This is a genomic window from Novosphingobium sp. TCA1, from assembly GCF_009811895.1.
GTDB classification, from domain to species: Bacteria; Pseudomonadota; Alphaproteobacteria; order Sphingomonadales; family Sphingomonadaceae; genus Novosphingobium; species Novosphingobium panipatense_A.
Genome location: NZ_BLJH01000021.1, coordinates 50,319 through 71,951 on the forward strand (window position 1 = coordinate 50,319; position 21,633 = coordinate 71,951).

Below are 21,633 nucleotides of genomic sequence, written 5' to 3' on the forward strand. Positions count from 1 at the left end.
TCGCCAGTATTAGTTCGGGGGCATCAGTTCATCGGCGGCATGAACGGCGGTTTCGGCTGGGCGATAGAGCAGGGCGCTGGCGAGGAAAGCCCAGCCCGCGCCGCCCAGCCATCCGGCCATGACGTCGCTTGGCCAGTGGACGCCGAGCCAGACGCGGCTTCCCGCGATGGCCAGGCTGAGGAACATGGCGCCGATGACAAGGGTATGGCGAACCGAAGCGCGCGGGCTCAGCGCGGCAAAGGCCAGGGCGAGCGCGATGTAGGTGGAGGCGGCATTGAAGCTGTGCCCGCTCGGAAAACTGGCGCCGCCCGCCTCGGTAAGGTGCGGCACGATCTCCGGGCGGGGGCGGCCGAACAGGGCCTTGAAGGCGACGTTCACCAGGCTGGCGCTCAGCACGGTCAGGGCCAGCAGCATGCCTTCCCGGCGGCAGCGCAGCCAGAACAGCGCCACCACCGCGAAGATTGTGTAGAGCTTCAGTTGCAGGAAACCGCCCATGGCGGTGAGATCGCGCACCCATTCGAGCAGCCAGGGCGGGCCAAGCGGGCGCAAGTCTTGGGCGCGCCAGAACAGCAGGCCAAGCCTGTCGAACTGCGCGGTGCGGCCTGCGGGCATGGCCCAGGCAAAGAACGCAAATGCCGTCCAGCAGGTCGCGGCGGCGATCAGGGCTTTTCGCGGATCGATGCGATGACGCGGCGCGATAGCTCTTTGGGAAGGCGATGACATCGGCTTAGGGAACGCAGATGACCGACAAGCGTTCCGGCACCATGAATCCCCCTGTCATCGTCTGGCTGCGGCGCGACCTGCGCCTCTCGGACCAGCCTGCCATTGCCGAAGCCGCGCGCCAAGGCCCGATCGTTCCCGTCTATGTACTGGATGACGAGACGCCCAGGCATCGCCGCATGGGAGGCGCCTCGCGCTGGTGGTTGCATCATTCGCTGGAGAGCCTGGATGCCGCGCTGCGGGACAAGGGTTCGCGGCTGATCCTGCGCAAGGGGCGCAGCGAGGACGTGCTGCAGGCGGTCGCGCAGGAGATCGGCGCGCGCTCTGTCCATGCGCTCCATCACTACGAACCGTGGTGGCGCAACGCGGAGAAGGCCGTCGGCAAAGTGCTGGATCTGCACCTGCATCACGGCAACTACCTTGCCCCGCCGGGTTCGGTCACCAATGGCGCGGGGCGGCCCTACAAGATCTACACCCCGTTCTGGCGCGCGCTTCACGAGCGTCTGCCGCCGGTTGCGCCGCATCGCCGTCCTGCCGAAATCGAGGCGCCTGCAAGATGGCCGCGTTCCGATCGTCTGGCGGACTGGCAGCTCCTGCCCACCAAGCCGGACTGGGCCGGCGGCATGCGCGAGATGTGGGAGCCGGGGGAAAAGGGCGCGAAGAAGCGCCTCCGGGCCTTTGCGGAAGAAGCATCGGACTATGAGGCGCAGCGGAACCTGCCGTCGGTGGAGGGCACCTCGTTCCTTTCGCCCCATCTCCATTTCGGGGAAATCTCGCCGGGGCAGGTCTGGCATGCCGTGGCCGATGCGGGCGGTTCGGTGAATACCTTCCTTGGCGAGCTGGGCTGGCGCGATTATGCGCAGAACGTGATCCTCCAACTCCCCGAATACGGCAGCCGTTCGGCCAAGGAGGATTTCGCGCATCTGCACTGGCGGACGGGCCAGCAGGCCGAATCGGACCTTCGCGCCTGGCAGCAGGGCAAGACCGGTTATCCCATCGTCGATGCCGGGATGCGGCAGCTCTGGCACACCGGCTGGATGCACAACCGGGTGCGCATGATCGTCGCCAGCTTCCTGATCAAGCATCTGCTGATCGACTGGCGGGAAGGCGAACAGTGGTTCTGGGATACGCTTGTCGATGCCGACTACGGTTCCAACGCGGTGAACTGGCAGTGGAGCGCGGGATCGGGCGTGGATGCGCAGATGTTCGTGCGGATCATGGCGCCGCTTACGCAGTCGGAGAAGTTCGAGGCGGCCGCCTATATCCGCGAATGGGTTCCCGAACTCGCCGACCTGGATGACGCGGAGATCCATGATCCGAGCGCCGCGAAGCGGCCGCGCGGCTATCCGCCGAAGCTGGTCGAGCATCGCGCCGGGCGGGAAAGGGCACTGGCGGCCTGGGGCCATGCCAAAGGCAGATGAGAAGCCGATGAGCGGCGATTTTTCCGAATAATTTCTAGGTAATTGCCCATGGCCGTTTTCTGGATAGTATCGTGCTCATGAACGCACAGGCGCCAGGCAGGGGAGAAGAGCTGGTCGAGGGCGGTCGCTCCATCGGCATCGGCCCGCAGTGGCTGGCGCGGTTGTGGTCCGGCGGCGTTTCGAGCGTGCTCGACAGGATCGACCGAGGCCTTGAAAGCGGCGCGATCGAGGCGACCCTTCCCAACGGCGACGTGCGGGTACTTGGCGGAAGGACGCCGGGCTACGAGGCCGTCGTCGCGATCCATAGCTGGCGCGCGCTCCTGCGTCTGGCCACGTCCGGTTCGGTCGGCTGGTATCAGGCTTGGGAAGAAGGCGAATGGGAAAGCCCCGATCCCGTGCCGATCTTCGCCCTGTTCATGCAGAATGCGGAAAGTCTCGGCAATGTCGGCCGGGCACGGGGGCCATGGCGTGCGGCGGCGCGGCTGCTGCACTGGCTCCATCGCAATACCCGCTCGGGGGCGCTGCGAAACATCCATGCCCACTACGACCTTGGCAACGATTTCTACGAGCAGTGGCTGGGCGAGACGATGCTCTATTCCAGCGGCATCTTTCCCCGCCCCGGAAGCGGCCCCAATGCGCTGAGCCAATTCGTCACCGAGCTGGATCTGGCGCAATCGAACAAGGTCGGCGCGATCGCGCATCGGCTCGAACTGCCGGAGGGTGGGCGAGTGCTGGAAATCGGATGCGGCTGGGGCACGCTTTCGGCCTTTCTCGCGGAGACAGAAGGCGCTGCGGTCGATGCGATCAGCCTGTCTGACGAGCAGCTTGCCTATGCCCGCCAACGCTGGACCGGCAAAGTGGAAGGGCGGGGCGGGCGCGTCGATTTCATCAAGCAGGACTACCGCGATGTCTCGGGGGCCTACGACGCGATCGTCTCGGTCGAGATGGTAGAGGCGGTCGGACGCCGGTTCTGGCCCGATTTTCTCGATTGCATCGCCCGAAACCTCAAGCCGGGCGGCCGGGCCGCGATCCAGTATATCGCGATCCGCGATGAGATCTTCGACGCTTATGCCAGCAGCGCGGACTTCATCCAGACTTTCATCTTTCCCGGCGGCATGCTGATCAACGAGCCGGAATTCCGCCGCCTTGCCGAAGAGCGCGGGCTCTCCTGGCAGGACCGTCAGGGCTTCGGGCTGGACTATGCGCGCACGCTCTACGAATGGCGGCGCAATTTCGATGCGGTAGTATCGGAAGGCCGTCTGCCCGCCGGCTTCGACGAGCGCTTCGTGCGGCTCTGGCGTTTCTACCTGATGTATTGCGAAGGCGGATTCATGGGCGGCGGCATCGACGTCGCGCAAGTAACCCTGGTAAAGCCCGCCTGAAGTTAAGCGGATCGGCTCAGTTGCCCTGGCCCCGCCAACGGGTCAGCACGGTGTCGAGAACGAGCGGGTTCATGAGCTGCTCGAACGCGCAGCCGACAAGTCCGTCCTCCCACCAGATCACGCGCGCCGGCAGGGCTTCCATGCCGGGAAGCGTCAGCCAGCAGCAGGTGCCGGGAGGTATGCGGCTGATCGCCGTGGCCGAGAAACCGGAGAGCGAGAGATCGCGAACCGCCGTCTGGAATGCCTTGGTGCCCGACGCCCTGAAACCGGCAGGTATCGAGATGCGCAGGCGAATCGCGCTGCGATCTTCCTGGGCGGCGAGTTCGTAGATGTCCTGCGGGGATTTCGTCGTCATTTTCCCGAGACCCGTACATTGGGACGGCGCGCTAAAGACGCCGTCAATGGGAAGAAATCAGGAAAGGGTTACCACAGGATTAAAATTCGGACGAGACGGTTTCGCGGTGGCCGGTTTCGAACGGTTCGCCGAGCAGGGCAACCAGGCGCCGGGCCACGGTTTCCGGTGGCTTGACCGAAGCCGGTGCTTCGCCCGGATAGGCGCGGGCGCGCATGGCCGTGCGAGTGGCGCCGGGATTGACCACGGCGACGCGCACTTTCGAGGTGTTGCGCGTTTCCTCGGCATAGCAGTCGAGCAGCATGTCGCCGGCGGCCTTGGTGGCGGCATAGGCGCCCCAGAACGCGCGCGGCTTTTCCGCGACGGTGCTGGTCATGCCGATCACGCGCGCATTCTCGCTCTTGCGCAGCAGGCCGTCGAAATTGGCGATCAGGGCCTGGGTGGCGAGGACATTGGTGGTCAGCGCCTTGTTGAAGGCGCGCTGGTCGATATCGGCCACGCTGGTCAGCTCGGTCAGGATCGCCGCATTGACGACCAGGATATCGAGCTTGCCCCAGCGCTGCGACACGGCCGTGGCAAGGCGGGCGATGCCGTCCGGCTCGACCAGATCGACCGGCGCGATCGTGGCCGAACCGCCGGACTGGTAGATCTGGTCCTCGATCGCCTCTAGCGCCTTGGTGTCGCGTCCGGTCAGCAGGACATGGGCGCCCTCTGCGGCCAGGGCGATGGCGGTGGCCGCGCCGATGCCCCGGCTGGAACCGGTTACGAGCGCGACCTGACCTTCGAACGGCTTTGCGCCTGCACTTTCGTTCACGCTGCGTTGAGCTCCCCGGCGAAACGATCGGTGAAATCGGTCAGCTTGGTGGGGTACTCGCCGGAGAAGCAGGCGTCGCAGAACTGCGGGCGCTTGTTGTTGCGCTTTTCCTCGCCCACCGCGCGGTAGAGACCGTCGATGGAAACGAAGGCCAGGCTGTCGGCCTTGATGAAGTCCGCCATGGCCTGGATGTCCATGTTGGCGGCCAGCAGCTTCGAACGCTCGGGCGTATCGACGCCGTAGAAGCACGAATGCTCGGTCGGCGGGCTGGCGATGCGCATGTGTACTTCGGCAGCGCCTGCGTCGCGCATCATCTCGACGATCTTAAGCGAGGTGGTGCCGCGCACGATCGAATCGTCGATCAGGATGATGCGCTTGCCTTCCACGATGGCGCGGTTGGCGTTGTGCTTGCGCTTGACGTCCGCATGGCGGGCCGCGTCACCCGGCTGGATGAAGGTGCGGCCGACATAGTGCGAACGGATGATGCCGAGTTCGAAGGGAATGCCCGATTGCTGGGCGTAGCCGATGGCAGCGGGCACGCCGCTGTCGGGAACCGGGATCACCACGTCGGCATCGGCCGGCGCTTCCTTGGCCAGTTCCATGCCGATCTGCTTGCGCACGCCGTAGACCGAGCGACCGTCCATCACCGAGTCGGGACGGCTGAAGTAGACGTGCTCGAAGATGCAGGGGCGCGGCGCGGGATTGCCGAAGGGGCGGTGGCTGGAGATCGTGCCCTTGTGGTCGACCTGAACCATTTCGCCCGGCTCGATCGAGCGGATGAACTCGGCGCCGATCACGTCGAACGCCACGGTTTCCGAAGCGAACACGGTGGCGTCACCGATGCGGCCCATCACCAGCGGACGGATGCCCAGCGGATCGCGGCAGGCGATCATGCCTTCCGCGGTCATGCAGATCAGCGAGTAGGCGCCTTCCACCATGCGCAGCGCATCGACGAAACGGTCGAGCAGGGTGGGATAGCGGCTGGTGGCGACGAGGTGGATGATCACCTCGGTATCGGAGGTCGACTGGAAGATCGAACCCTTCGACACGAGATCGCGCTTCAGCGTCATCGCGTTGGAAATGTTGCCGTTGTGGGCGATCGAGAAGCCGCCGTCGGCAAGGTCCGCGAAGAGCGGCTGCACGTTGCGCAGGCCCGAGCCGCCGGTCGTCGCATAGCGGACGTGGCCGGAAGCCATGGTGCCGGGCAGGGTGTCCAGCTCACGCTGGGAGAACACCTGCGCCACATGGCCGAGGCCGCGGTAGGAGTGGAACTCCGATCCGCTGAAGCTGGTGATGCCCACGGCTTCCTGCCCGCGATGCTGCAGGGAGTGAAGCCCGGCCGCAGCGATATTCGCCGCGTCCTTGGAACCGATTACGCCGAAAACGCCGCACTCTTCGCGCAGCTTGTCCCCATCGGCGTCACGAAAGGGATGTGTCATGTTCATGGATGTCGTCCGGGCTGCCGTCGCGCCAAATCGCCCGCGCATTTGGAGCGTGTTGGCTCCAAATGCAAGGCCCGCGAGTGACGGCAGCCGCGAAACGAGGCGATAGCCCGCGCAGACTGCGGCGTTGCGCCTGTTCGATGACGGCCTGATGACGATCGCACGGGAGCCGAATCGCGCCTCGGGCGTTCATGCCTGCCCGTTCAACCTGTTCATTCTGGCGACACGCACCTTGCGCCATCAGCTTGCCAGCTTTCCGACATGTGCTTAATGCCGGGCACTCTGCCCGATCTCAGACGGACCCGTCGCTTGATCCTATCCCCTTTCGAATGGACCATCGCCAAGCGCTACATGCTGCCCGGAAAGGGCGAGCGCTTCATTGCCCTCGTTGCCGGCATAAGTCTGGTGGCGGTCATGCTGGGCGTCGCCGCGCTGGTGATCGTCATGAGCGTGATGAATGGCTTCCGCGCAGAACTGTTCGACAAGATCGTCGGGCTCAACGGCCATGCCATCATTCAGGCCTATGGCGGCCGTCTCGACGATTGGGAGAACGTGCTGAAGGATGTCCGCGCGACGCCGGGCGTCACCCATGCTTCGCCGCTGATCGAGCAGCCGTTGATGACCACCTTCAACGGCCGGGTCGAAGGCATCCTGGTGCGCGGCAATACGAATGAGGACCTCGCGCGGCTCAAGGACAAGGTGAAGGCCGGCAACCTGGGCGAGCTTGCGGTCGGCAGCGACAATGTGGCGATCGGATCGCAATTGGCGCAGAACCTCGGCGCGCAAGTGGGCGATACCATCACGGTGATCAATCCGCTCGGCCGCTCGACGCCCTTCGGCACCGTTCCGCGCCAGATCGCCTACCGGGTCGCCGCCATCTTCGAGATCGGCATCTACGATTATGACAAGGCCTATGTCGTCATGCCGGTGAAGGATGCGCAGACGCTCATGCTGACCGGCGACACCATCGGCATGATCGAGGTGACCACCAGCAATCCCGACAAGGTGGGCGAGATTCTCGCGCCGCTCGAACGCCAGCTAAAGGGTCGGGCCATCCTCACCGACTGGAAGACCATCAATGCCTCTTTGTTCGAGGCGCTGGCGGTCGAGCGGGTGGCAATGTTCGTGGTGCTCTCGATCATCGTGCTGGTCGCGGTGTTCAACATCCTCTCCTCGCTGATCATGCTGGTTCGGGCGAAGACGCGCGACATCGCGATCCTGCGCACGATGGGCGCGACGCGGCGCTCGCTGCTCAAGGTCTTCGTGACTACGGGCTTCTGCATTGGCGCCCTTGGCACGGTGGCAGGGGTCTTGCTGGGCATGGTGTTCCTCTACTTCCGCCAGCCCATCGTCCATTTCGTGGAGATCGTGACCGGCCAGAACCTCTGGGATCCCTCGATCCGCTTCCTGACCGAGCTGCCTTCGCGGCCCGATCCGGTGGAAATCGCGGTGATTTGCGTCATGGCCCTGATCTTCAGTTTCCTCGCCACGCTCTATCCCGCCTTCAAGGCGGCGAGCACCGATCCCGTGCAGGTGCTGCGCTATGAATGATCCAGTAGTTCGCCTCGACAAGCTGACCCGCAGCTTCGAGCAGGGCGGTGTCCGCATCGACGTGCTGCGCGGTGTCGATCTCAATGTGCAGCCCGGAGAGATCGTTGCGCTGCTGGGGCCTTCAGGTTCGGGCAAGTCGACCATGCTCCAGGCCATCGGCCTCCTCGAAGGCGGCTTCGGCGGTCGTATCGAGATTGCCGGTATCGATGCCTCGAAGCTCGGCAAGGACCGCCGCGCGGCGGTGCGGCGCGATCACATCGGCTTCGTCTACCAGTTCCACCACCTCCTGCCCGACTTCAACGCGATCGAGAACGTGGTGCTGCCGCAGCTCATCACCGGCAAGTCGCGCGAGGAATGCGAGGTCCGCGCGACCGAACTGCTGGGCGCGCTCGGCCTCGGCCAGCGGCTCGATCACCGGCCGAGCAAGCTGTCGGGGGGCGAGCAGCAGCGCGTGGCAGTTGCCCGCGCGCTTGCGAACAAGCCGCGGCTGGTCCTGGCCGACGAGCCGACCGGCAATCTCGACGAGAAGACCGCCGACAAGGTCTTCGCGCAGTTCCTTGAACTGGTACGCGGCCAGGGCAGTGCGGCGCTGGTGGCTACCCACAACGAGCGTCTGGCTGCGGCGATGGACCGCGTGGTAAGACTGCACGACGGGGTGCTGGCCTAAATAACGACCGGGGGAACATCGCCGGGTTCCGGCGCGTTTTACCAGTCGAGGCAAGACGCGCGAAAGGAGCAATATATGAGCGACTTTCCCACCACCATCCAAGGCATTCCGGCTGGCGAGAGCCCCGGATGGAACGACGGTGCGGAACTGCACAAGGCCGCCGACGGCGGCGGTCTTTTCAATGTGTTCAAGGCGATACGCCGCGACACGGTGGCCAACCTGATCCGTTATGTCATGCACCTGCCGGAAACGGAACAGGGCAACTATTCCGTTCAGAAGGACGGTGACAGGCTGCTGGAAATAGGGGACATACGCCGTCTTTATCGAAGGACGGACTTCCCCCATGGCGTCACCAGCTGATCCCCGGACAATTGCCGATTTCGAAGCCATAACACCCGGCGGCGAGGCGATAAGCCTCGCCGACCGGCTCGGCAAAGTTCTTCTGGTGGTCAACACCGCCAGCAAGTGCGGTTTCACGCCGCAATATGCGGGTCTCGAGGCGCTCTGGCAGAAATACCGCGCGCGCGGGTTCGAGGTGATCGCCTTCCCCTGCAACCAGTTCGGCGCACAGGAGCCGGGCTCGGCCGACGAGATCGCATCGTTCTGCGAGGTGAACTTCGGCCTCTCGTTCCCGCTCATGGGCAAAGTCGACGTAAATGGCGAACAGGCGCCGCCGCTCTGGTCATGGCTGAAGAGCGAGGCGCCGGGCGTGCTCGGCAGCAAGTCGGTGAAATGGAACTTCACCAAGTTCCTGATCGGCCGTGACGGCAAGGTCGTGCGTCGCTATGCCCCGACCGACAAGCCGGGGAACCTGGAAAAGGACATCGAGGCGCTGCTCTGAGCGGGCAGCGCCCGATGCCTGATTTCGCTCAGTAGTAGAACGCGCCGTAGATCACGTCCACCACGCGGCGATTGGTCCTCTGCACGAGCAGCAGATCGGGGCCGTAGCGCACCCAGTAATAGCCCGGCGGGGGCGGGCCTACCCCGATCATCGCATAGTCCTGGAACAGGTAGGGCGCCGACAGGAAGATCGCGGGCAGGATCATCCGCACCGTCCAGCGGCGATAGCTGTAGCCCCGCGGATAGCGATAGGCAGGCGCGCGCATCGGCCGGAAAGTGCTGGGCCGACCGGCGCCGGGACGATGAGGCTGGGTGACGACCGGCGGGCGCGAATTGCCGGGTTGTCCGGGGCGGTTGTTGTTGCCCGGCTGGCCCGGCCTGTTGCTGTTTCCAGGCCTGTCGTTGTTGCCCGGCCTGTCGTTGTTGCCCGGCCTGTCGTTGTTCCCGGGCTGCCCGGGCCTGTTGCTCTGGCCTGGCTGCCCCGGGCGATTGTCGTTCCCGGGGTGTCCGGGGGATGTCTGGTTGCCGCCGGGCCGGGTTGGCTGGGGTTGGGGGCGGTTGGCGCCCGAGCCGGCGTTGTTGCCGGGACCGGGCTGGGCGGATCCTCCCGAAGGCGGACGGGCCCCTTGGTTCTGCTGTCCGCCGGGGCGGTTCTGTTGAGCCATGGCGGCATATTCCAAAGGCAGAAGACCTTCGGGCGCCAGCAAAAGAGGAACGAGCGCTAGATAGGCGAACTTCATTCACACGTCTCCGTATCCGCCGGACTGGCATAAGACGAAAGCGCCAGGGAAGGCGCGGCTTGTGCATGAATTCAAGGGTTCTCGAAGATACCGGCAACCTGTGTCGGCAAGGACAGGAACGGGCGGACAATGGCGCGATTTCAGGTGCTTTTCAAGACTGTCGCCACGGCATGCGATGGGTCGCACTGGGCCGTCGCGCTGGGCCCTCGCACTGGGGCAACTTCCGCGACCGCCAATTTGGCGCTTTTCGGGAGATGGCGCCGTTTTGGAGCGGACGGCTTCCCTGTCCACCGGCTTATCCCCAGACCTGCCTTGATCCAAGGGTAGGGCAATGCCTAAATTCCGCCCATGCCCCATGCACCTTTCGTACCTCTGCGCATCTTTTCGAGTTTCACGATGCTGGACGGCGCGATCGACCCCAAGGCAGCGGCCAAGCTTGCCAGGGAGCGTCAGTTCCCCGCAGCCGCGATCTGCGATCGCAACGGTCTCTACGGCGCGCCCATGTATGCCCAGGCCTGCAAGGGCGCGGGCGTCCAGCCTATCGTCGGCACGTTCCTGGCGGTGGCCCGGCCGGGCGGCGCGGCGCAGGGACAGGACCTGCCGATCGACTGGCTCGCGCTGTTCGCCCAGAACGAGGCGGGCTGGCTCAACTTGTGCGATCTCGTCAGCCGCGCACATCTGGAGCGGCCGCTGGAACATGATCCGCACGTCTCCCTCGAATCGATCCGCGGCCATACCGACGGCCTGATCTGCCTGACCGGCGGCGGCGAGGGCGCGCTGGCCCGGCTCTATGCGGCAGGCAAGTTCGAAGCCGCCGAAAGCTATTGCGACAGCTTGCAGGCGCTGTTCGGCGACCGCCTCTATATCGAGATCACCCGTACCGGCGATCCGGTGGAGGACGAGAGCGAGGAAGACCTGATCGCGCTGGCTTATGCGCGCGATATTCCGCTGGTGGGCACCAACCCGGCGCAATATGCCGAGGCGAAGTTCCATGCGGCGCACGATGCCATGCTCTGCATCGCCAATTCCACGCAAGTCGATGCGCCGGAACGGCCGCGTTCGTCGTCGGAGCGCTGGGTCAAGCCGGTCGAGACGATGCAGGAACTCTTCGCGGACCTGCCCGAGGCGCTGGCCAATACGCTCGTCGTCGCGCAGCGCTGCGCCTACATGCCGCCCCGCCGCAAGCCGCTGCTGCCCAGCCTTGCCGGTGACCTTGAGGGCGAGGCGCGGATGCTGGCGGACAATTCGCGCGCCGGTCTCGCCCGCCGCCTCGCGCCGTATTGGCCGGAGGTGACGGAGGACGAACTCGATGCCGCCATGGCGCTGGAGGGCGAGGCACGGGAAGCCGCCTACAGGGATCTTGCCGAACGCGGCGTGACCGAGGATTTCCTCGACTATGCCCGGCGCCTCGATTTCGAGGTGCAGATCATCGCCGGCATGGGCTTCCCCGGCTACTTCCTGATCGTGGCCGACTTCATCAAGTGGGCCAAGGACAACGACATCCCGGTGGGGCCGGGCCGTGGTTCGGGCGCAGGCTCGCTGGTCGCCTGGGCGCTGACCATCACCGACCTCGATCCGCTCAAGCTGGGTCTGCTGTTCGAACGCTTCCTCAACCCGGAACGCGTCTCGATGCCCGACTTCGATATCGACTTCTGCGAAACGCGGCGCGGCGAAGTGATCCGTTACGTCCAGCGCAAGTACGGTCATGACCACGTCGCGCAGATCATCACGTTCGGCAAGATGAAGGCCCGCGCCGTGCTGCGCGACTGCGGGCGCATTCTGCAGATGGGCTACGGCCGCGTCGACGGGCTCTGCAAGATGGTGCCCAACCATCCGACCGACCCCTGGACGCTGACCGAGGCGCTGCACGGCCGCAAGAAGCACGGCGTCACCACCGATTCCCCGGTGGCCGAATTCCGCCGCGAATACGATGTCGACCACGAGGTGAAACGCCTTGTGGACCTTGCCGTGCAGCTGGAAGGCCTGCCGCGCAACTCCTCCACCCACGCGGCGGGCGTGGTCATCGGCGACCGTCCGCTGGCGCAGCTGGTGCCGCTCTACCGCGATCCGCGTTCCGACATGCCGGTGACGCAGTTCGACATGAAGTCGGTGGAAGACACCGGCCTCGTCAAATTCGACTTCCTCGGCCTGAAGACGCTGTCGGTGCTGAAGAAGGCCTGCGACCTGCTGGAGCGGCGCGGGATATCGATCAACCTCTCCACGCTCGCCTGGGACGATGCGGCGGTCTACGATCTGCTGAAGCGCGGCGATACGGTCGGCGTTTTTCAGCTGGAATCGGAAGGCATGCGCCGCACGCTGGCAGCGGTTAAGCCGACCAACTTCGGTGACATCATCGCGCTCGTCTCGCTCTACCGTCCGGGCCCGATGGACAACATTCCGCTGTTCGGCCGCCGCAAGAACGGGCTGGAATCCATCGAATACCCGCACGACAAGCTGGCTGGCATTCTGGGCGAGACTTACGGGATCTTCGTCTACCAGGAACAGGTCATGCAGGCCGCGCAGATCCTGGCCGGCTACTCGCTGGGTGACGCCGACCTTCTGCGCCGCGCCATGGGCAAGAAGGTCCAGGCGGAAATGGACAAGCAGCGCCAGCGCTTCGTCGATGGCTGCAAGGACGTTTCGGGCATCGATGCGGCCAAAGCCAACGAGCTGTTCGACTTGATCGACAAGTTCGCCGGGTACGGCTTCAACAAGTCGCACGCCGCCGCCTACGCCCTGCTCGCCTACCACACGGCGTGGTTCAAGGCACATTACCCGCACGAATTCTATGCCGCATCGATGTGCTTCGACATGCACCAGTCGGAAAAGCTGGCGATCTTCGTGGACGACGCGCGCCGCAACGGCATCCAGCTTGCTCCTCCCGACATCAACATGTCGGAAGCCGAGTTCTGCGTGGAGGAAACGCCGGACAGCCATGCCGTGCGCTATGCCCTCGCGGGGATCCGCAACGTCGGCGAAAAGGCCATGGAAGCGCTGGTTTCGGAGCGCGAGACCAATGGCAAGTTCGTCAGTCTGGACGATGTATTCCGCCGCGCTCCGGCCGGTTCGATGAACCGCCGCCAGCTCGAAAGCCTGGCAGCGGCAGGCGGGTTCGATGGGCTGGAGCCCAACCGCGCCAAAGTGCTGGCCAATGCCGATACCCTGTTGGCCGAGGCAGACCGCTCCTCGCGTGAGCGTAACTCGGACCAGAACAGCCTGTTCGGTGGCGACGATCATGTCGAGCAGGGCCTGCGTCTTGTCGAGGCCGAGTCGTGGAGCCGGACGGACAAGATGGCGAAGGAGCGGGAGACTTTCGGCTTCTACTTTGCCGCCCATCCGGTGGAACAGTACCGCGCAGTGGCTTCGGCCAATGGCGCCCGCACGTACTCCAGCCTCATGTCGGGCGGCGGGGCCGGACGCACCGGCGCGGTCATGGCGGCCATGGTCGAGAATGTGCAGAAACGTAAGACCAAGCGCGGCAAGGACTTCGTTATGGCCGATTTCTCGGACCAGTCGGGCAACTTTTCCGCCTCGTGCTTCGAGGAAAGTTTGGTCGAGAGTTTCGTGCGATGGTCGAAGGAGGACGCCTGCGTTCTGTTGACCGTGGAACTCGACAGTCCCAGCCCGGACGAGCCGCCCCGCGTGACGGTTCGCGGCGCGCGCCCGCTGAACGAAGTGAAGGCCGATGCGCGCATGTTCCTGTCGCTCGACATAGATCGGGTCGAGGCGGTGCAGGAACTGGCCATGCTGGTCCGGCCCGGTGCGCCCGGCTGCGGCGAAATCGTCGTGGCGCTGGATATCGGCGATGGACGCAAGCAGAAGGTGCGACTGGGGCGCGACTTTGCGCTGGACGGTGAATTTGCCGACCATCTGGAGAGTATTCCCGGCATCGCCAATGTCTCGCTGATCGCCCGGCGCGGCCCCGAAGGGCTTCGCCGCGCGGCCTGAGGAAGCGGTCCAGCAAACCGGCGCGAAGCGACTGCGCCCGGGCCTTGCGCGGTCCGTCGCGTCACGGCTTGCCATCCGCGCAAAACGGTCCATAAATTCCCGTAAAAGCGGGGAGATACCCGATGCTCGGGGCGATGCAGGAATGGGATCTGCGGGTGACGGGCTTGCTCGATCATGCCGCGCGTGAACATGGATCGCGCGAGATCGTGACGCAGTGGGCCGATGGCAGCCGCACTCGCACCGATTGGTCGGGTATCCGCCGCGATGCGCTGAAGATGGTGCAGGCCCTGCGAAGGCTGGATATCTATCCGGGAGACCGGGTGGCCACGCTGGCGATGAACCATGCCCGTCACCTTGCGGCCTGGTTCGGGGCTACGGGAGCCGGGGCTCAATCCGCGTCTTTTCGAAGAGCAACTCGTCTGGATCATCAACCATGCAGACGACCGCGTACTGCTCTACGACGCGGCGTTTCATCCGCTTGTCGAGCGGCTGCTGCCGCGTTGCCCCTCGGTTGCCCGGGCGATCTGCTTCGATTCCGGGGCATTCGCTTCCGGGTCATTCGGGGGCGGTTTCGACGACTGGATCGGCCGAGAGGATGGCGAGGCGCTCTGGACGCCCGGAGCGGAGCGCGAGGCCTGCATGCTCTGCTACACCAGCGGGACGACGGGCGATCCCAAGGGCGTGCTCTATTCGCATCGCTCCAATGTCCTTCACACCCTGGCGATGGTCGCGCCGTCCTGCCTCGATCTGGCGCCCCGTTCCTGCGTCCTGCCGGTCGTGCCGATGTTTCATGCCAACAACTGGGGCCTGCCTTGGGCGAGCGCGGCCGTGGGGGCGAAAATGGTCTGGAGCCAGACCAACGACCCGCAAGTGCTATGCGACCTCATGCGGGAAGAGGGCGTCTCTCACGTCGCGGGTGTGCCGACCGTCTGGTTCGCCCTGTTCTAGCACCTCGACCGGACGGGCGCGGCCATGCCGCCGATCCGACAGGCACTGTCGGGCGGCGCCGCCGTCCCTGCCAGCGTGGTCGAGCGCCTGATGCGCGCTGGGGTGCGCGTGGTCCAGGCCTGGGGCATGACGGAAACTTCGCCGATCGCCACCATGACTTACGAACCGGCCGATTGGGACGAGATGAGCTTCGAGGAGCAGGTGGCGGTAAAAAGCTTCCAGGGCCGCCCCGTCTACGGCAGCGAAGTTCGCGTCGTCGCGCTCGAAGGCGAAGCAGCGGATGACGGACCCGCCGCGTCCGGCGCCTTGCAGGTGCGCGGCGCCTGGACCGTTCGTCGCTACTTCGGCGCGGAAGAGGACTGCACCGACGGCGAGCAGTGGTTCGATACCGGCGACGTCGCCTCGCTCCTGCCGGACGGTTCCCTGCGCATTACCGATCGGACGAAGGACCTCATCAAATCCGGAGGGGAATGGATAAGCTCCGTCGAACTGGAGAACGCAGCCGTGGCGCATCCCGATGTGATGGAAGCCGCCGCGATCGGCATATTCCATCCGAAATGGGACGAACGGCCGCTGCTGGTCGTGGTCCGGCGGGAAGGCAGCGAACTGGGCGAGCGGGAACTGTTGGCGTTCCTGGCCGGGAAAGTCGCGCGATGGTGGCTGCCTGATGCCATCGAGTTCCTGGCGGACATTCCCCACACGGGCAGCGGAAAGATCAGCAAGAAAGACCTTCGCGACCGCTTCCGGGACTACCGGCTGCCGGTCTGAAGCGAGGTCACTCGGCACTGTCCTTGTGGACTCCGTTGGCGGCGTCTTGCGCGGCGTCGCCCACTTTGTCCGCCGCCGCGCCGACATTGTTGGCGGCTTCGGTGATGGCTTCGTCCTTCGCGGTTTCGCTCTGTGTGCCCTTGCTGAAGAGATAGATCCCGCCCGCCACGACGACCAACAGGATCAGCGCCATCACGATTCCCGTGGCGCCTCCCGAGGATCCGCGTTCGCGAATGATCGTGGTCGTGGTTGTCGGTGCTTCGGGTGCGCGCTCGCCGGGTTCATTTGCCATCACGACCTCCTGTCCTAGTTTATTGTTGGGCGCTTATCGTTAAGCATTTATCGTTCGGCAGGGAACGCGCCAGAATGCTTCCGGTTGCTGGACCGTATCAGCTTGTGACGCGGATCTGACCTGGCTCGGCAACGCGGACATGCACCTGATAGTAATATTTCTCCGTGGGTTTCCCATCGGCCATGAAGTTGATCCGCACTTGCTGGGCGACGCCCCGCACCAGAATTCGATGGCCGCGAAGTCGCTTGCGCACCTGGTCGGGATCGGCGGTGCCTACGAGGGCGAGTACGGCGGCAGGCGTCATGGCGACGGTCAGGCAGTTGCGATCGCGGTAATCGCGCTCGGAATTGAGATAGAACAGGCCATTCTGCTGTCCGACGCCGACCACCGGCATCTCGAATGTTCCGGCCACGCCTGCCTTGTCTCCGAGGTATGAGGCGTAAGTGACGGCTTCGACGGCGGAGAGACATCCCCGGTTGCAGGATGGCGGCTGGAAGGCGGGGGGCGGTGCGGCAGAGCGCATGGTCTGGATGTGAGAAGGGGCCGCAGGGGCAGCGACTTCTGCCAGAAAGGCCAGAGCTGCTAGCAACATGCGATCATTCTCCTCCTGCGTTTCGGATCAAGGCTATAGCAGTGACAATTGACCGTCCAGAGACGGCCGGCGGAAGCCGGAACAGTCCAGTGCGATGGCCGGCCGGGTAAATCCCATGCGTTTCATGGCCACCCGGAAGCGATGACGGAAGAGGTCCGCCCAGACGCCGCTCGGTCGCATGCGCGTGAAGAACCGGGGATCGTTGTCGCGCCCGCCGCGCATCGACTGGATCGTGGCCATGACCTTGCCCGCACGATCGGGGAAATGGGTCTCCAGCCACTCGCGAAACAGTGGAGCGACTTCGTGCGGCAGGCGGATCATGATCCATGTCGCGCGGTCGATGCCCTCGGCCTGCGCGGCGGCCAGGATCTCTTCGAGATAGGCGTCGGTTATCGAAGGAATGACCGGCGCAATCGAGACATGGGCCGGAACACCGGCCTGCGCGAGCCTGCCCAGGGCCGCGATGCGCTTGGCAGGTGCGGCGGCGCGGGGTTCGAGCAGGCGCGAGAGCTTCGGATCCATGCTCGTGACCGAGATGGCCACGGCAACGAGATTGTTGCGGGCCAGTTCCGAGATGAGGTCGATATCCCGGAGCACGCGATCCGACTTGGTGGTGATCGTCACCGGGTGCCGCGTTTCCAGGCAGACTTGCAGGATGCTGCGGGTGATCCGATAGCGGCCCTCGATGGGCTGATAGGGGTCGGTATTGGTGCCCATGGCTATGGTCGAGGCCCGGTAACTCGGCTTGGCGAGCGTCTCGCGCAGCAATCTGGCAGCGTCAGGCTTGGCGAAGAGCTTGGTTTCGAAATCCAGACCGGGCGAGAGATCGTGATAGGCATGGGTGGGGCGCGCGAAACAATAGATGCAGCCGTGCTCGCAGCCGCGATAGGCATTGATCGAACGGTCGAAGGGAATGTCCGGCGATGTGTTGAAGGACAGGATCGAGCGGGGATGTTCCTCGGTAACCGTGGTCGCCGGATGCCGGGCGGGCCCGTCGATCGTTTCCGCCGCGTCCAGCCAGTCTCCGTCCGTCTCCCGCTGGGGGAGATTGAAGCGGGTGCTGGCCCGGCCGCTGACGGCGCCTCTTCCCTTGTGGATTGCCATGCGAATCGTATGAACAAAAAGAGAACAAAATTCAAGCTGCGCGTTCGGCCAAGCGCTCTGGTTGATCTTGCCGATAGCAGGGCCTAGGCAAACCCGCACCGGGCCGGTCAGGCCGAGCGAAGGAGATCCGATGGCAGGCGCAGCGCGCAGGGTAGGGGCCGAAACGTCCGCAACGCGGGCGCGCATCGTCGAGGCGACCGTGGGATTGATCCGGGACGAAGGATATGCCGCTGCCAGCACCCGGCGCGTCGCGGCTCGGGCGGGGCTGAAGCCTTCGCTGGTTCACTACTATTTCCCGACGACCGACGACCTCCTGCTCGAAGTGTGCCGCCAGGGCGCGGCCGACAGCGACCGGATGATCGACGAGGCCCTGAATTCCGACGACCCGGTGCGGGCGCTCTGGGGCTTCTTCATCGATACCAGTCGTACGGCGATGTCGCTGGAATTCATGGCACTTGCCAATCATCGGCCTGCCGTCCGCGAAATGATGGCGGAACACAGCGCCGCCATGCGGCAGCGACAGGTCGATCTGCTTGGGCACTTGCTAGGCGACCGGATCAAGGCTGTTGAGGGCTTCGACCCGGCCGGCCTCTCGCTGATCCTGGCAGGGATAGGGCGCTGTCTGGTGATGGAAGAAGCACTTGGCGTGGAGGCCGGTCATGGCGAGGCCCGCGCCATTGTGGAATCGTGGCTTGATCGGTTGCTGCCCTCCGGCTGATCGACCAGGCAGCCCGGCTACCTGGCCGATGCGATTGATCGCTGCGGCAGTCCATGGTTCTTTGAACGCCTGTTCAGTTCGTGGTATTACTCTCCCTTGGACCGCTTGCGCGGCAGGCCATCAGACGGGAGAGTTCTAGAAATGTCGGTCGAAACCCAGACGAGGCTCAGGGCGGAAGAGATCAAGCCGAAAATCGGCAGCCGCGTCCTCAACAGCCGCGAGGAACTGCTGTCCGGTGACATCGCGGCAGAAATTCGCGAGCTGCTTGAGGCGCGGGGCGTTCTGGTTTTCCCGCAGGTGAACTTTACGGACGAGGAACAGGTCGCCTTCACCAAGACGCTCGGCACGTTCGCTCCCGAGCGCAAGGGCGGCGAGGAAGTGATCTCCAAGATCACCCTCGATGCCAAGGAAAACCCGATGGCCGCCGAGTACCTGAAGGGCTCGCTCTACTGGCATATCGATGGCACCCGCAACGACGTGCCGATCCTGGCTTCCCTGCTGTCCTGCCGGGTGCCGAGCCCGCGCGGCACGGGTAACACGGGCTTCGCGAACACTTACGCCGCCTTCGAGGAACTGCCGGCGGACAAGCAGGCCGAGTACGAGCAGTACCGCATGATCCACGGCCCCTGGGCCAGCCTGTTCTACTACGAGCCCGAGCCGAGCCTTGCCAAATTGCAGGGCTATGCGCAGATCGGCGAGCAGGAACTGCCCCTCGTGTGGAAGCACCAATCCGGCCGCAAGAGCTTGGTGATCGGCTGCACTTCGGCGCAAGTGGTCGGCAAGTCCGCGCTGGAGAGCGCGATGATCATCCATGGCCTGCGCGAATGGGCTACCGGACCGGAGTTCACCTATAGCCACGAATGGGAAGTGGGCGATCTGGTCATGTGGGACAATACCGGCACCATGCACCGGGCCGAGGCCTACGACCCGAACTGCGGCCGCATGATGCACCGCACGAAGCTCGAAGGCGAAGAGCCCTTCGAATAAGCGACGTTCCGCAAGGCGGCGTCGCCGCTTGAAGGGACAAGAAAAAACCCTCCGCCTGCGAAGGCGGAGGGTTTTTTGCACCCCGAGTTCGAAGACCCGGGGTTCGAGGCGAAGGGCTCAGGCCCAGGCAGCCATCTTGGTTTCGAGGTTCTTGACGATTTCCTCGAAGAACTGCTCGGTGGTCATCCAGTTCTGGTCCGGGCCGATCAGCAGCGCGAGATCCTTGGTCATCTTGCCGCTTTCGACGGTTTCGATGCAGACCTGCTCCAGCGTCTCGGCGAACTTCACCACTTCCGGGGTCTCGTCGAACTTGCCGCGATAGGCGATGCCGCGCGTCCAGGCGAAGATCGAGGCGATCGGGTTGGTCGAGGTCGCCTTGCCCTGCTGGTGCTGGCGGTAGTGACGGGTCACGGTGCCGTGGGCGGCTTCCGCTTCGACGGTCTTGCCGTCGGGCGAGAGCAGGACCGAGGTCATCAGGCCCAGCGAGCCGAAGCCCTGTGCAACGGTATCCGACTGCACGTCGCCGTCGTAGTTCTTGCAGGCCCAGACGAACTTGCCCGACCACTTGAGCGCCGAGGCGACCATGTCGTCGATCAGGCGGTGTTCGTAGACGATCTTGGCTTCGGCGAACTTTTCCTTGAAGCCTTCGGTGTCGAACACTTCCTGGAACAGATCCTTGAAGCGGCCGTCATAGGCCTTGAGGATGGTGTTCTTGGTCGAGAGGTAGACCGGCCAGCCCAGGTTGAGGCCGTAGTTGAACGAGGCGCGTGCGAAGTCGCGGATCGATTCGTCCAGGTTGTACATCGCCATGGCGACGCCCGGAGCCGGGAAGTCGAACACGTCGAGGTCGATCTTCTCGCCGCTCTCGCCGTCCCACACCAGGCGCAGCTTGCCGGGGCCGGGGATCAGGGTGTCGGTGGCCTTGTACTGGTCGCCGAAAGCGTGACGGCCGACGACGATCGGGTCGGTCCAGCCCGGAACCAGGCGGGGCACGTTCGAGATCACGATCGGCTCGCGGAACACGACGCCGCCCAGGATGTTGCGGATCGTGCCGTTGGGCGACTTCCACATCTTCTTGAGGCTGAATTCGGTGACGCGCGCTTCGTCGGGGGTGATGGTCGCGCACTTGACGGCAACGCCATGTTCCTTGGTGGCATTGGCGGCATCGACGGTGATCTGGTCGTTCGTCTCGTCACGCTTCTGGACCGAGAGATCGTAGTACTTGAGATCGATGTCCAGGTAGGGGAGGATCAGTCGTTCACGGATCCATTCCCAGATGATCCGCGTCATTTCATCGCCGTCCATCTCGACGATGGGATTCTTGACCTTGATTTTTGCCATTCCGAAAAACTCCCCTGGAGGTGAGAAATTGGGCGTCTCTTAGGCAGGCGGGGAGCGGCTGGCAAGGCGGGTTGCGGATAGGTCGCCCGCTTTGCGCGGAGGCGGAGTTGCGCCGCTTGCATGGTCATGCATGGGGGTTGGGCAGTTTGTGACCGGTTTGTATCGCTGTGCGACCAGGGGCGCGGGTTCAGCTGTTCCCGCAAGGAGGCGGAAAAGAGAAAACCCCGCTAAGCCAGAGGCTTGCGGGGTTCTCGAATGGTGGGCGTAGCAAGGATTGAACTTGCGACCCCTACGATGTCAACATAGTGCTCTACCACTGAGCTATACGCCCACACCATTCGGTCGGTCCGTTGCGGCTCCGTAGTGCCGCTCGGTGGAGTGGCCCTCTAACGGTGGTCCCGGGCCTTGGCAACCGGTTTTTTCAAAAAAGTTTCATCTGCCTGTCGACAGCTCTGTGGATAGCCGGAATCAGAGCTGCGCATGCTCGGAAAGACCGAAGACCCGCTGAACTTCCATAACGATATCACGCAGATGGAAGGGCTTGGACAAGACCTTGGCGTGCGGCGCCTCGCGGCTGGCGCGCAGGGAAACCGCAGCGAAGCCGGTGATGAACATGACCTTGGTCATCGGTGAAACTTCCGCGCAGCGCTGTGCCAGTTCGATTCCGTCCATCTCGGGCATGACGATATCAGAGAGCAGGAGGTCGAAATGCTGGCTTTCCAGGTAGGGCAGGGCTTCGGTGCCGCGATCGACAGCCAGCACGTCATAGCCCGCGTTTTCCAGCGCGCGGGCGAGATAGGTGCGCATGGCCTGATCGTCTTCGGCAAGCAGGATGCGGATCATCGCGTTTTCATATCCAGATTCGTGGCCAGTTTCTGCGAGCGGCGCATCGCTCGCCCGTTATGCGCCAAGGCTTAGCCCCTGTCTGGTTAAAATTCTCGTCTGGAATGTCCACTGACCGGGAACGGGACGCTTTGACAGCGCTTCGGGAAAGGGCCAGCCTGAG

Annotated in this window: 19 protein-coding genes, 1 tRNA gene and 1 pseudogene; 10 read left to right on the forward strand and 11 right to left on the reverse strand. The window is 64.3% G+C overall.

Annotated features, from left to right (window positions below):
- Positions 1 to 9: 9 nt before the first annotated feature.
- Positions 10 to 723 carry a phosphatase PAP2 family protein gene (locus tag NTCA1_RS20485; protein ID WP_159831655.1) on the reverse strand — a complete coding sequence of 238 codons (714 nt, stop codon included), beginning with the start codon at positions 721 to 723 and terminating at the stop codon, positions 10 to 12.
- 41 nt (positions 724 to 764) lie between these two features.
- On the opposite strand from NTCA1_RS20485, the gene NTCA1_RS20490 reads away from it, so the two are divergent.
- Positions 765 to 2,141 carry a deoxyribodipyrimidine photo-lyase gene (locus NTCA1_RS20490; protein ID WP_159831683.1) on the forward strand — a complete coding sequence of 459 codons (1,377 nt, stop codon included), beginning with the start codon at positions 765 to 767 and terminating at the stop codon, positions 2,139 to 2,141.
- Positions 2,142 to 2,218: 77 nt separating this feature from the next.
- Positions 2,219 to 3,523: a cyclopropane-fatty-acyl-phospholipid synthase family protein gene (locus NTCA1_RS20495; RefSeq protein WP_086493951.1), complete on the forward strand. Its 1,305-nt coding sequence runs from the start codon at positions 2,219 to 2,221 to the stop codon at positions 3,521 to 3,523.
- Positions 3,524 to 3,539: 16 nt separating this feature from the next.
- On the opposite strand, the gene NTCA1_RS20500 is transcribed toward NTCA1_RS20495, so the two are convergent.
- The 3 genes from NTCA1_RS20500 to purF all read right to left on the reverse strand — a co-directional run bounded on the left by NTCA1_RS20500 (position 3,540) and on the right by purF (position 6,134).
- Positions 3,540 to 3,878, reverse strand: coding sequence for a PilZ domain-containing protein (locus NTCA1_RS20500; protein ID WP_159831656.1), 339 nt, complete (start codon positions 3,876 to 3,878; stop codon positions 3,540 to 3,542).
- Positions 3,879 to 3,957: 79 nt separating this feature from the next.
- Positions 3,958 to 4,689, reverse strand: coding sequence for an SDR family NAD(P)-dependent oxidoreductase (locus NTCA1_RS20505; protein ID WP_159831657.1), 732 nt, complete (start codon positions 4,687 to 4,689; stop codon positions 3,958 to 3,960).
- Positions 4,686 to 6,134 carry an amidophosphoribosyltransferase gene (gene purF / locus NTCA1_RS20510; RefSeq protein ID WP_086493948.1) on the reverse strand — a complete coding sequence of 483 codons (1,449 nt, stop codon included), beginning with the start codon at positions 6,132 to 6,134 and terminating at the stop codon, positions 4,686 to 4,688. Before purF ends, NTCA1_RS20505 begins: the two co-directional genes overlap by 4 nt.
- Before the next feature lie 306 nt (positions 6,135 to 6,440).
- Between purF and NTCA1_RS20515 the strand changes: the two genes are divergently transcribed.
- From NTCA1_RS20515 to NTCA1_RS20530, 4 genes are all read left to right on the forward strand, one after another.
- Positions 6,441 to 7,682, forward strand: coding sequence for a lipoprotein-releasing ABC transporter permease subunit (locus NTCA1_RS20515; protein WP_086493958.1), 1,242 nt, complete (start codon positions 6,441 to 6,443; stop codon positions 7,680 to 7,682).
- Positions 7,675 to 8,349, forward strand: coding sequence for an ABC transporter ATP-binding protein (locus NTCA1_RS20520; protein ID WP_086493947.1), 675 nt, complete (start codon positions 7,675 to 7,677; stop codon positions 8,347 to 8,349). The genes NTCA1_RS20515 and NTCA1_RS20520 overlap by 8 nt, the downstream gene beginning before the upstream one ends.
- Before the next feature lie 75 nt (positions 8,350 to 8,424).
- On the forward strand, positions 8,425 to 8,709 hold the full coding sequence (locus NTCA1_RS20525) for a hypothetical protein (RefSeq protein ID WP_086493946.1): 285 nt from the start codon (positions 8,425 to 8,427) through the stop codon (positions 8,707 to 8,709).
- Positions 8,693 to 9,190: a glutathione peroxidase gene (locus NTCA1_RS20530; protein ID WP_159831658.1), complete on the forward strand. Its 498-nt coding sequence runs from the start codon at positions 8,693 to 8,695 to the stop codon at positions 9,188 to 9,190. Before NTCA1_RS20525 ends, NTCA1_RS20530 begins: the two co-directional genes overlap by 17 nt.
- A 28-nt stretch (positions 9,191 to 9,218) precedes the next feature.
- Here NTCA1_RS20530 and NTCA1_RS28785 read toward each other — a convergent pair whose 3' ends face one another.
- Positions 9,219 to 9,929: an RcnB family protein gene (locus NTCA1_RS28785; protein ID WP_236549489.1), complete on the reverse strand. Its 711-nt coding sequence runs from the start codon at positions 9,927 to 9,929 to the stop codon at positions 9,219 to 9,221.
- A gap of 348 nt (positions 9,930 to 10,277) precedes the next feature.
- On the opposite strand from NTCA1_RS28785, the gene dnaE reads away from it, so the two are divergent.
- Positions 10,278 to 13,877 carry a DNA polymerase III subunit alpha gene (gene dnaE, locus NTCA1_RS20540; RefSeq protein ID WP_159831659.1) on the forward strand — a complete coding sequence of 1,200 codons (3,600 nt, stop codon included), beginning with the start codon at positions 10,278 to 10,280 and terminating at the stop codon, positions 13,875 to 13,877.
- A gap of 122 nt (positions 13,878 to 13,999) precedes the next feature.
- Positions 14,000 to 15,593 (forward strand): annotated as a pseudogene (locus NTCA1_RS20545) (long-chain fatty acid--CoA ligase).
- A gap of 7 nt (positions 15,594 to 15,600) precedes the next feature.
- Here NTCA1_RS20545 and NTCA1_RS20550 read toward each other — a convergent pair.
- The 3 genes from NTCA1_RS20550 to NTCA1_RS20560 all read right to left on the reverse strand — a co-directional run bounded on the left by NTCA1_RS20550 (position 15,601) and on the right by NTCA1_RS20560 (position 17,581).
- On the reverse strand, positions 15,601 to 15,885 hold the full coding sequence (locus tag NTCA1_RS20550) for a hypothetical protein (protein ID WP_086493942.1): 285 nt from the start codon (positions 15,883 to 15,885) through the stop codon (positions 15,601 to 15,603).
- Between the two features lie 97 nt (positions 15,886 to 15,982).
- Positions 15,983 to 16,477 (reverse strand): hypothetical protein, encoded by a 495-nt coding sequence (locus tag NTCA1_RS20555; protein ID WP_159831660.1) that lies wholly within the window; start codon positions 16,475 to 16,477, stop codon positions 15,983 to 15,985.
- 33 nt (positions 16,478 to 16,510) lie between these two features.
- Positions 16,511 to 17,581, reverse strand: a complete 1,071-nt coding sequence (locus NTCA1_RS20560; RefSeq protein WP_159831661.1) for a PA0069 family radical SAM protein — start codon at positions 17,579 to 17,581, stop codon at positions 16,511 to 16,513.
- A 130-nt stretch (positions 17,582 to 17,711) separates the two neighbouring features.
- Between NTCA1_RS20560 and NTCA1_RS20565 the strand changes: the two genes are divergently transcribed.
- The gene (locus NTCA1_RS20565; protein WP_086493939.1) at positions 17,712 to 18,299 is read left to right on the forward strand and encodes a TetR/AcrR family transcriptional regulator; all 588 of its coding nucleotides are present in this window, start codon (positions 17,712 to 17,714) and stop codon (positions 18,297 to 18,299) included.
- Positions 18,300 to 18,440: 141 nt separating this feature from the next.
- Positions 18,441 to 19,286, forward strand: a complete 846-nt coding sequence (locus tag NTCA1_RS20570) for a TauD/TfdA family dioxygenase (protein ID WP_159831662.1) — start codon at positions 18,441 to 18,443, stop codon at positions 19,284 to 19,286.
- Positions 19,287 to 19,403: 117 nt separating this feature from the next.
- Here the strand turns inward: NTCA1_RS20570 and NTCA1_RS20575 are convergent, their stop codons facing one another.
- The 3 genes from NTCA1_RS20575 to cpdR form a co-directional block, all read right to left on the reverse strand.
- Positions 19,404 to 20,627 (reverse strand): NADP-dependent isocitrate dehydrogenase, encoded by a 1,224-nt coding sequence (locus NTCA1_RS20575; protein WP_086493937.1) that lies wholly within the window; start codon positions 20,625 to 20,627, stop codon positions 19,404 to 19,406.
- A 256-nt stretch (positions 20,628 to 20,883) separates the two neighbouring features.
- Positions 20,884 to 20,958 (reverse strand) — tRNA-Val (locus tag NTCA1_RS20580).
- 137 nt (positions 20,959 to 21,095) lie between these two features.
- Positions 21,096 to 21,470, reverse strand: coding sequence for a cell cycle two-component system response regulator CpdR (gene cpdR, locus NTCA1_RS20585; RefSeq protein ID WP_086493936.1), 375 nt, complete (start codon positions 21,468 to 21,470; stop codon positions 21,096 to 21,098).
- Positions 21,471 to 21,633: the final 163 nt, after the last annotated feature.

Coding starts and splice junctions, on each gene's coding strand:
- NTCA1_RS20485 (WP_159831655.1), bottom strand. CDS start 723: ATGTCATCGCCTTCCCAAAGAGCTATCGCGCCGCGTCATCGCATCGAT.
- NTCA1_RS20490 (WP_159831683.1), top strand. CDS start 765: ATGAATCCCCCTGTCATCGTCTGGCTGCGGCGCGACCTGCGCCTCTCG.
- NTCA1_RS20495 (WP_086493951.1), top strand. CDS start 2,219: ATGAACGCACAGGCGCCAGGCAGGGGAGAAGAGCTGGTCGAGGGCGGT.
- NTCA1_RS20500 (WP_159831656.1), bottom strand. CDS start 3,878: ATGACGACGAAATCCCCGCAGGACATCTACGAACTCGCCGCCCAGGAA.
- purF (WP_086493948.1), bottom strand. CDS start 6,134: ATGAACATGACACATCCCTTTCGTGACGCCGATGGGGACAAGCTGCGC.
- NTCA1_RS20520 (WP_086493947.1), top strand. CDS start 7,675: ATGAATGATCCAGTAGTTCGCCTCGACAAGCTGACCCGCAGCTTCGAG.
- NTCA1_RS20525 (WP_086493946.1), top strand. CDS start 8,425: ATGAGCGACTTTCCCACCACCATCCAAGGCATTCCGGCTGGCGAGAGC.
- NTCA1_RS20530 (WP_159831658.1), top strand. CDS start 8,693: ATGGCGTCACCAGCTGATCCCCGGACAATTGCCGATTTCGAAGCCATA.
- NTCA1_RS28785 (WP_236549489.1), bottom strand. CDS start 9,929: ATGAAGTTCGCCTATCTAGCGCTCGTTCCTCTTTTGCTGGCGCCCGAA.
- dnaE (WP_159831659.1), top strand. CDS start 10,278: ATGCCCCATGCACCTTTCGTACCTCTGCGCATCTTTTCGAGTTTCACG.
- NTCA1_RS20550 (WP_086493942.1), bottom strand. CDS start 15,885: ATGGCAAATGAACCCGGCGAGCGCGCACCCGAAGCACCGACAACCACG.
- NTCA1_RS20555 (WP_159831660.1), bottom strand. CDS start 16,477: ATGTTGCTAGCAGCTCTGGCCTTTCTGGCAGAAGTCGCTGCCCCTGCG.
- NTCA1_RS20560 (WP_159831661.1), bottom strand. CDS start 17,581: ATGGCAATCCACAAGGGAAGAGGCGCCGTCAGCGGCCGGGCCAGCACC.
- NTCA1_RS20565 (WP_086493939.1), top strand. CDS start 17,712: ATGGCAGGCGCAGCGCGCAGGGTAGGGGCCGAAACGTCCGCAACGCGG.
- NTCA1_RS20570 (WP_159831662.1), top strand. CDS start 18,441: ATGTCGGTCGAAACCCAGACGAGGCTCAGGGCGGAAGAGATCAAGCCG.
- NTCA1_RS20575 (WP_086493937.1), bottom strand. CDS start 20,627: ATGGCAAAAATCAAGGTCAAGAATCCCATCGTCGAGATGGACGGCGAT.
- cpdR (WP_086493936.1), bottom strand. CDS start 21,470: ATGATCCGCATCCTGCTTGCCGAAGACGATCAGGCCATGCGCACCTAT.